The organism is Absiella sp. AM29-15, assembly GCF_003434225.1.
Classification (GTDB): Bacteria; Bacillota_I; Bacilli_A; order Erysipelotrichales; family Erysipelotrichaceae; genus Hoskinsella; species Hoskinsella hominis.
Genome location: NZ_QVFL01000005.1, coordinates 219,123 through 227,018, shown reverse-complemented (window position 1 = coordinate 227,018; position 7,896 = coordinate 219,123). Strand labels below are relative to the sequence as shown.

Here is a 7,896-nt window from a genome sequence, read left to right as displayed (position 1 = left end):
TTCACTAGATATCACTTTTCATTGTTGTCAATACCCTTAACTTATTGGCATTGGATATTACTATATGATTTATTTTCATCTTCTTTATCTAACAAGGCAAAGAAATCTTCCATTGGCATTGGCCGATAATAATAAAATCCCTGTATTTCATCAACGCCTAGAGATTGTACAAGCTCTACATCTTCTTTTTCCTCCACGCCTTCTGCGACAATATGCATACCAAGTATCTTTAACATTTCCACAATTGCTGTTAAGATCTGAACCTTGTTGCCTCGTGGTGATTCTTCAAAGAAACAACGATCAATTTTCACTATATCAATATCTGCATATCGTAATACATTAAAGGAAGAACATCCATTTCCAAAATCATCCAGTGCACACTGGAAACCTTCTTCATGGAACTCTTTAATCAACTCGTTCATCTTTTTTTCATCAATAGATATACTTTCTAAAAATTCACACGTAATCATATTTCTTGGTACGTCATAACGTTCAGAGATATTTTTATAATCTGAAAATATTTCTGAATCATGGAAATGTGAATTAGATATATTAAAGCTCATATTTACGATTTTTTTATGCTCTTTTAATCTTTGATCCATGCGTTTTAAAACCTTTTCATATTCCCATAAATCCATCATACGAATGTAGCCATTCTCATTTAAAATCGGCAGGAATTCCTGAATTGGCACCATGTTTCCATCTTCATTAAACAAACGAAGCAGTGCTTCTCCACCGATGATTTCATTTGTTTTTGCGCTGACTTTAGGCTGGATATATACCTGATACATATCTTTTTCACGACCTAATCCTGTCCATTCTTCAATTTGACGAGAACGCATATATTTTTCAAAAAATTCTTGTTTATATACTTCATAGCTAAATACACGATAAGAAATCGTATCCGTATACTTTCTACATAATTCAGCCATATCATTCGCTTTTTCAAAACTACAAGTTTTATCATCTACATAATAAATGCCAAAAGATGTATAAAGATTATGAAAAAGGATTGGATTTGTACAATCAAACAGTACATCGACACAGGGTCTTAACCATTCAGCAACAAGTTGTTCATTTGAAGCACAATGTTTCAATATAATATAATTATCCGCATATTCGCGAATCATTGCATCATTTTCAGATAATGTGGTAGCCAACACGTTAAAAACATCCATCAATATTTGATTGCCTGCCGCTTGACCATGGCGTTCATTATAATAACGGAAATTCTTTATATTCATTCTAATTAAAGCAAAAGATTCGTTTTTTTCTATAAATTCTTTATACTTCTCAATTAACGATTCTTTATCATCCATATTCCCACTCCCTACCACGAAAGTATAACATATTTATAACCTTTTTTTATTTTTTATGCAAAAAATTATATAAAGACCCCAATAAATTCGAATCATTATGAAACTTACATGGCATAATTTCCGGTTTTGGTACATTTACAGGGATTCTAGCCCAGAATTCATCCATCGCTTTTTTCAATTCTGATATAAATAATGGCTGTAAAGAAATGCCTCCACCAATACAGATACGTTGAGGATCAAACATACATTGCATATTGTAGAATTGTTTTGCCAGTTCTCCACAATATTCTTTAAATATACGCCAAGCGTTTTCATCCTGATTTTCCAACATGGCAAATAATGCTTTTCCATCAATATCTTCCTTCAGCTGTTTTGCGTCTTTGACTTTTTTCAATAAGAATGGTACGCCGGCATCATGATGAAAGCTTGCGCCCCATCCCAATGTATCTATATCTTTTGTGATTAAACAGGATATCTCTCCTGAAAAGTTATGTGCACCTTTAAATACTTCTCCATTGATAGTCAAAGAACTGCCAATTCCTGTACCAAATACCACAACCATACCAATTGCGATATCTTTCAAATTACCCTGCCATACTTCCGCAAGTGCTGCACAACGTGCATCATTCTCTAAGGAACAAGGAATTCCATAACGTTTTTGCATTTCCTCAACAAATGCAAACTGTTTCATATATCGTAAAGAACCACCTTCGATGACAATACCACGTTGCGCATCTACAGGCCCTGGAAAAGATACCGCAATCCCTTCATGTTCCTTTTTTATTAACTGGTCCATCACACTCCAGAACTCATCAAATGATGTTAGTGGCGTCTTGATTTTATCTTGCGAAAGAATCTTTCCATCCACATCCATATCTGCATATTTGATAAATGTTCCACCAATATCCATTACACAATAGCTCATAAAAACACCCTCTCTTATATCTCTTTAAGTATAACACGAATGTTGCTTTTTTTACCTGTTTTTCCCTAAAATTAAGTCTTTCATCTGACATAATAAAAGGCTCTCTTGAGGGATTGAGAGCCTGGCATGAAGGTAGGTAATGGAAGCTTATGTTGTGTAAACATGATAGTTATTTTAGGGATGGGGAAACTATCTTCCATTACCAGTTTGATTCAAACAAGCAGGATTTCTGCCTGCGTATATACTATAGCGCATGAATGTGAAATGTGTGTGAACATTTTATGAAAAAATTTATTTTTTATCAAAACCGCCTACTACCGTTGATGTACAAAATAACACCTCTTATGAAAATTCTCTCCTGCTTTAAATGGTTTTACGTATAATGAAAGAGGTTTAAAGGAGGAGATGTTTATGAATATTGGTAATTTGGCCGTTACCTCTATGAAAAACGAGAAAAAGAAATATTCTTTTCTGATTGTGAATTTAACCTTCGCAGTCGCTGTTTCAATTATTTTTTCACACTTTGTATGTAATCCAACCCTTGGATTCTCGGGTGCATTTGCACAGGAAATGGTAGCGGATGGAACCCTGCCAATCGTTTATCTGTTTTTGATGGGTACATGTATTATCGTGGTAGCGGTTGCCCTTGTATTTTATGCAAATGAATCCTATCTTCAAAATCAAAAGAAAACCCTTAGTATTATGGCAATGTCAGGCGCAAACCTGGTATCAATCACCAAATACTTTGCGCTACAGCACCTCATCTGTATGTTGTTTGCGATGATCGCAGGTATACTTATTTCATTTATAGGATTGCCCATCGTCAATTTTATATTATCAACTGCGACATCTTTGATCATTCCTATCTTTGCTTATGATATTTCAGCATATGGAATAGGACTTTTGATCATTATGGTGATGTTATTCTTTTTATGGCTGTGTGATATAGGGTATGTATATCGCACTGATAAATTTGAACTGACCAAACCTGTGGCCACAAAACAGCCTGATGTAATGCCTGGCAAGAAAATATTTTCTTTATTAGGATATGGTATTCCTTTAATGATGATTATCATGATTCCACCTGTTTTACAACTATATCTTGTGTATATGATCATTGGCATGTTTGGCATCAGTGGTATTTTTCATAATATCCTGCCAGTCATATTTGAAAAACTACAGAAAAAGTATGTGTATAATGCTACAAAATCTATTTTATATTCTAATCTGATAGAAGCTGTAAAATCCAATGGATTCTTAACACGTATGATATCTATCTCCATGATGATTTTAAGTGTTTTATTATGCAGTAATGCACAACAGTCTTTGACGATTACATTTATCGCGATTTCCTTTGTGATTATGATCAGTATGATGCTCTTGTGTATCTACAATAATATGACAACTCTAGCCGCAAAACGTACGATACAATACAGCAACCTTGTTTTATTGGGATATGATGAAAAAATGATCAAATCAATCATCAAGAAGGAACAATACTGGTACTTCGCGTTATTATTCTTATTACCATTTGTCTATGTGATAATCAGTATCGTGAAGTTTATGATATATCAGGATATATCAATTATATTTACCATCAGTGTACTAGCTGTATTCATTGTTTTAATTATTCTATGTGAAAAATTATGTGAACTGCCACATGCTGCAGTATTAAGAAACAGGAGGTTTTCATCATGAGCGTATTAGAAGCAAAAGAAGTATCAAAAATATATTGTAAAGGTAAAGAAAATGAAGTTACCGCATTAAATCAAGTATCGTTAGCTGTAGAATCAGGTGAATTTATCAGTATTATGGGACCCAGTGGTTCTGGTAAATCAACATTACTACATGTATTAAGTGGTTTAGATACCATCTCTTTGGGTACTGTGGAGATTAATGACACTGATATTAGTAAGATGGGGGAAGCAGAAATGAGTCAATTCCGCCGAGGACATATCGGTTATGTTTTTCAGAATTTCAATCTGATTGATTCACTTTCTGTACATGACAATATCGCTTTGCCACTGGCTTTACAAAAGGGTGACAAACAGGCAATAGAATCAAAGATTCAAGAATATCTAACATCTTTGAACATTGCATCGGTAAAAGATAAACTGCCAAATGATTGTAGTGGCGGGCAGTGCCAGCGTACTGCGATAGCCAGAGCACTTGTACATGGTCCAAGTATTCTGTTTGCGGATGAACCAACTGGAAATCTTGACTCCGCAAATGCCCATGATGTATTAGAAATTCTTAAGAAGTTAAATTCAGAAAAAAATGTAACCATTATGATGGTAACGCATGATTCTATGGTAGCCAGTTATTCACAAAAGGTTTTATTCTTACGTGATGGCGTAATTGAACATGTCATAGAAAAAGGAGATAAACCACAGACAAAGTATTATGAAGAAATTGCTTCTTTCAATCTAAAAGATCGTATTCATATGATTAAGTAAGCACATAAAGACCAGATAACATATTTGGTCTTTTTTTCATAGATGAGCGCTTTATCTAAATCTTAATTCATATAATTTTGTATCTACAGGCAATTATACGTTGCACATTTTATGAACAGTGATAAAATATAGTAGACTTGGAAAGGACGAGGACTATGCATAATTTTTGGGGACATTTAAGTACCATCACAATTCATAAATGGCGTGTTATGAAACTTTGTTTTCGCTGTGGATTATATAAACAAGGATTAAAACATGATCTTTCTAAATATTCTCCTGTTGAATTTATTCCGGGTGTCCGCTATTTTCAAGGGAACCGCAGTCCGATTAATCGTGAAAAAGAATTACATGGTTACTCTATGGGCTGGCTGCATCACAAAGGCAGAAATCCTCATCATTGGGAATACTGGTTAGATAATGGTGATGAAGCACAGCATGGTGTAAAACCTGTGCATATGCCTGTAAACTATGTTGTGGAAATGTTTTGTGATCGTATTGCCGCAAGCCGGACATATATGAAGGAGAAGTATCATGATGCGAGTGCTTATGAATATTTTATGAATGGCTATGATCGTGTTATGATGCATCCAGAAACAAAAGATTTATTACAATCTTTACTGGAATATCATCGAGATCATGGATTAGATGAAACGATTGCTTATATTCGCAAGGATATTTTAAAAAACAAATAAAACAAAAGCAGAATCATGATCAGAGCACATGCATTCTGCTTTTCTATACCTTAAATTTCTTCTTCAATACCGCCAAGTAATTCCAGTAATCGATTTAAATCATCATTGCCTTCATATTTGATCACAATCTGTTTTTCATCTACTTTAACTTTTGTCTGGAATTTTGATTGTAATCTTGCCTCTACCTGACCTAAATGAATATCTTTTGGTTTTGGCTGAGGTTTTTCTTTTGGCTCGTTTAATTCTTTCACAAGTGCTTCTACAGCACGTACACTCATATGAGAGCTGATTGCCTTATGTGCTACATCATCCATAAGAGATGTATCTTTTAATCCAAGCAAAGCACGAACATGCCCCATGCTTAACTCTCCATCAACAACATAGTTCTGCACCTTTTTAGGAAGTTTTAACAATCGAAGCATATTGGCAACATGTTCTCTGGATTTTCCAATACGTTTCGCCAATTCTTCTTGGGTATAGCCAAGTTTCTTGATTAACTTTTCATACCCCTGTGCTTCTTCAATGGCATTTAAATCTTCACGCTGAATATTTTCCAACAATGCGATTTCCATCATCTGTTGATCATCCAACTCCATTAAAATGGCAGGGATTGTTTCAAGACCAGCTAATTTACTTGCACGTAAACGGCGTTCACCGGTAACTAATTCATAGCCTCTTACCGCTTTTTTTACGATGATAGGTGTGAATACCCCATGTTGTTTGATAGATTCACTTAATTCCTGTATCTTTTCATCATCGAATTTCTTACGTGGCTGATATGGATTTGGTTTTACCTCATCAACAGCGACCTCAAAGCGATCAGCTACATGCTCATCCAGATTTCCCTGTTGAATATTTTCCAGGACATCATCGACCTCTTCACCAAAAATGGCCGCAAGTCCTTTTCCCAGTCTTGGACTGCTCTCTTTTTTCGCCATGGTAAAACCTCCTACTTTTTCTTCTTGTTCATTTTTGAAACTTCATTTGCAAGTCCTGCATAAGCTTTTGCGCCTTCACAACGTACATCATATTCAAAGATAGACATACCTCTAGATGGTGCTTCACTTAGTTTTACATTTCTTGGTATGTAGTTTTTATACACACGATCTTTAAAGTGCTGACGTACTTCCTGTTGTACTTCTACACTCAGTTTTGTACGTGCATCATACATCGTTAAGACAACACCTTCAATTTTTAAATTCTTATTGAATAACTGCTGTACCAAACGAATCGTTAACAACAACTGCGTAACACCCTCCAATGCATAATATTCACATTGTACAGGGATAATCACAGAATCCGCAGCAGTTAATGCGTTGGTATTCAATAATCCTAAGCTAGGTGGACAATCAATGATAATATAATCATAATCATCTTTTACCTTAATTAATTTATTACGAAGCAGTTCTTCTTTTCCTACTTCAAATTTTACCATTTGTAAATCAGCACCGGCTAATGATATATTGGCTGGTACGATATCGATTGGTGGTGAGCTTAATTTTTCTCTTACATCTGATACTTCATAATCTTCCATAATCAGATTGTATACAGATGGTTTATCTTCACCAACCTGTGCGCCAACACCCTGTGTTGCATTGCCCTGCGGGTCAAAGTCAACCAGCAGAACTTTATGTCCTAAATATCCCAAACCAGCCGCAAGGTTGATAGACGTAGTGGTTTTCCCTACGCCGCCTTTCTGGTTGGAAACAGCTATGATTTTTCCCATAGTTTCCACCTTTCTACTTCGGCAGACGGATTGTGATGATGACATCATCTTCCGTTTCCTGTTCCTGTATTTCTGCAGTATTTCCTGCACGTTCTACCATTTTTACAGCCTGATGAATCGTATTAATTGCGATTTTCAGGTTTTTAGAGATACCTTTCAGCATCACTTTGCGTTTTTCTTCTTTTGGCAGAGCATCCTGTTTCAACATTTTTTCAGTCTGCGCTACCGTTAAACTTTTCTTAACAATTTTCTTTAATGCTTTTTTCTGTTTATCCTCATCCAGACCAAGCAATGCTCTGGCATGACGTTCTGTGATTTCTTTTGCGCTGACTGCATTTTGAACCTCTTCATTCAGATTCAATAAACGAATTTTGTTTGCGATACTGGACTGACTTTTTCCAACCCGCAAAGCAAGCTGTGACTGATTTAATCCAGCATACTTCATGATTTCTACGTAAGATTTCGCTTCTTCAATCGCACTCAGATTTTCTCTTTGAATGTTTTCCACCAATGCCATTTCAGCCATTTGTATTTCATTAGCATCCATCACAATGGCAGGTACTTCTACTGCGCCATTCAGTTTCATTGCACGAAAGCGACGTTCTCCCGCAACAATCTGATACTTGCCATCTACTTCTCTGACTGTTAATGGCTGTATCAGTCCATTTTCTCGAATTGACTGTGCCAAATCCATCAATGCATCATCATTAAATTCTAAACGTGGCTGATATGGATTTGGTTCCACAAGATCAATCGATATCATCTTTGATTCTTTCAT

At 35.5% G+C, this 7,896-nt stretch carries 8 protein-coding genes; 3 read left to right on the top strand and 5 right to left on the bottom strand.

Going from position 1 to position 7,896, the window contains the following annotated elements:
* Nucleotides 1–41 precede the first annotated feature (41 nt).
* Together DW761_RS07450 and DW761_RS07445 are read right to left on the bottom strand one after the other, a co-directional pair.
* A complete protein-coding gene (locus tag DW761_RS07450; protein ID WP_117517231.1) occupies nucleotides 42–1,319 on the bottom strand; it encodes an EAL domain-containing protein in 1,278 nt (425 codons plus the stop codon).
* A 46-nt stretch (nucleotides 1,320–1,365) separates the two neighbouring features.
* Nucleotides 1,366–2,244, bottom strand: coding sequence for an ROK family protein (locus DW761_RS07445; RefSeq protein ID WP_117517229.1), 879 nt, complete (start codon nucleotides 2,242–2,244; stop codon nucleotides 1,366–1,368).
* Between the two features lie 411 nt (nucleotides 2,245–2,655).
* Here DW761_RS07445 and DW761_RS07440 point away from each other — a divergent pair, with 411 nt between their 5' ends.
* The 3 genes from DW761_RS07440 (at nucleotide 2,656) to DW761_RS07430 (ending at nucleotide 5,392) form a co-directional block, all read left to right on the top strand.
* On the top strand, nucleotides 2,656–3,942 hold the full coding sequence (locus tag DW761_RS07440; RefSeq protein WP_117517227.1) for an FtsX-like permease family protein: 1,287 nt from the start codon (nucleotides 2,656–2,658) through the stop codon (nucleotides 3,940–3,942).
* Nucleotides 3,939–4,700: an ABC transporter ATP-binding protein gene (locus DW761_RS07435; RefSeq protein ID WP_117517225.1), complete on the top strand. Its 762-nt coding sequence runs from the start codon at nucleotides 3,939–3,941 to the stop codon at nucleotides 4,698–4,700. Before DW761_RS07440 ends, DW761_RS07435 begins: the two co-directional genes overlap by 4 nt.
* A 155-nt stretch (nucleotides 4,701–4,855) precedes the next feature.
* Nucleotides 4,856–5,392 carry a DUF5662 family protein gene (locus tag DW761_RS07430; protein WP_117517223.1) on the top strand — a complete coding sequence of 179 codons (537 nt, stop codon included), beginning with the start codon at nucleotides 4,856–4,858 and terminating at the stop codon, nucleotides 5,390–5,392.
* Nucleotides 5,393–5,442: 50 nt separating this feature from the next.
* Here the strand turns inward: DW761_RS07430 and DW761_RS07425 are convergent, their stop codons facing one another.
* From DW761_RS07425 to DW761_RS07415, 3 genes are read right to left on the bottom strand one after another with little or no spacing between them, the layout of a single operon-like run.
* On the bottom strand, nucleotides 5,443–6,330 hold the full coding sequence (locus DW761_RS07425; protein ID WP_117455785.1) for a ParB/RepB/Spo0J family partition protein: 888 nt from the start codon (nucleotides 6,328–6,330) through the stop codon (nucleotides 5,443–5,445).
* Between the two features lie 11 nt (nucleotides 6,331–6,341).
* The gene (locus DW761_RS07420) at nucleotides 6,342–7,118 is read right to left on the bottom strand and encodes a ParA family protein (protein WP_117455782.1); all 777 of its coding nucleotides are present in this window, start codon (nucleotides 7,116–7,118) and stop codon (nucleotides 6,342–6,344) included.
* A 13-nt stretch (nucleotides 7,119–7,131) separates the two neighbouring features.
* Nucleotides 7,132–7,896: a ParB/RepB/Spo0J family partition protein gene (locus DW761_RS07415; protein WP_117517221.1), complete on the bottom strand. Its 765-nt coding sequence runs from the start codon at nucleotides 7,894–7,896 to the stop codon at nucleotides 7,132–7,134.

Bases quoted from the DNA above. Each gene is read 5' to 3' on its own strand.
- DW761_RS07450 (WP_117517231.1), bottom strand. From the start codon at position 1,319: ATGGATGATAAAGAATCGTTAATTGAGAAGTATAAAGAATTTATAGAA.
- DW761_RS07445 (WP_117517229.1), bottom strand. From the start codon at position 2,244: ATGAGCTATTGTGTAATGGATATTGGTGGAACATTTATCAAATATGCA.
- DW761_RS07440 (WP_117517227.1), top strand. From the start codon at position 2,656: ATGAATATTGGTAATTTGGCCGTTACCTCTATGAAAAACGAGAAAAAG.
- DW761_RS07435 (WP_117517225.1), top strand. From the start codon at position 3,939: ATGAGCGTATTAGAAGCAAAAGAAGTATCAAAAATATATTGTAAAGGT.
- DW761_RS07430 (WP_117517223.1), top strand. From the start codon at position 4,856: ATGCATAATTTTTGGGGACATTTAAGTACCATCACAATTCATAAATGG.
- DW761_RS07425 (WP_117455785.1), bottom strand. From the start codon at position 6,330: ATGGCGAAAAAAGAGAGCAGTCCAAGACTGGGAAAAGGACTTGCGGCC.
- DW761_RS07420 (WP_117455782.1), bottom strand. From the start codon at position 7,118: ATGGGAAAAATCATAGCTGTTTCCAACCAGAAAGGCGGCGTAGGGAAA.
- DW761_RS07415 (WP_117517221.1), bottom strand. From the start codon at position 7,896: ATGAAAGAATCAAAGATGATATCGATTGATCTTGTGGAACCAAATCCA.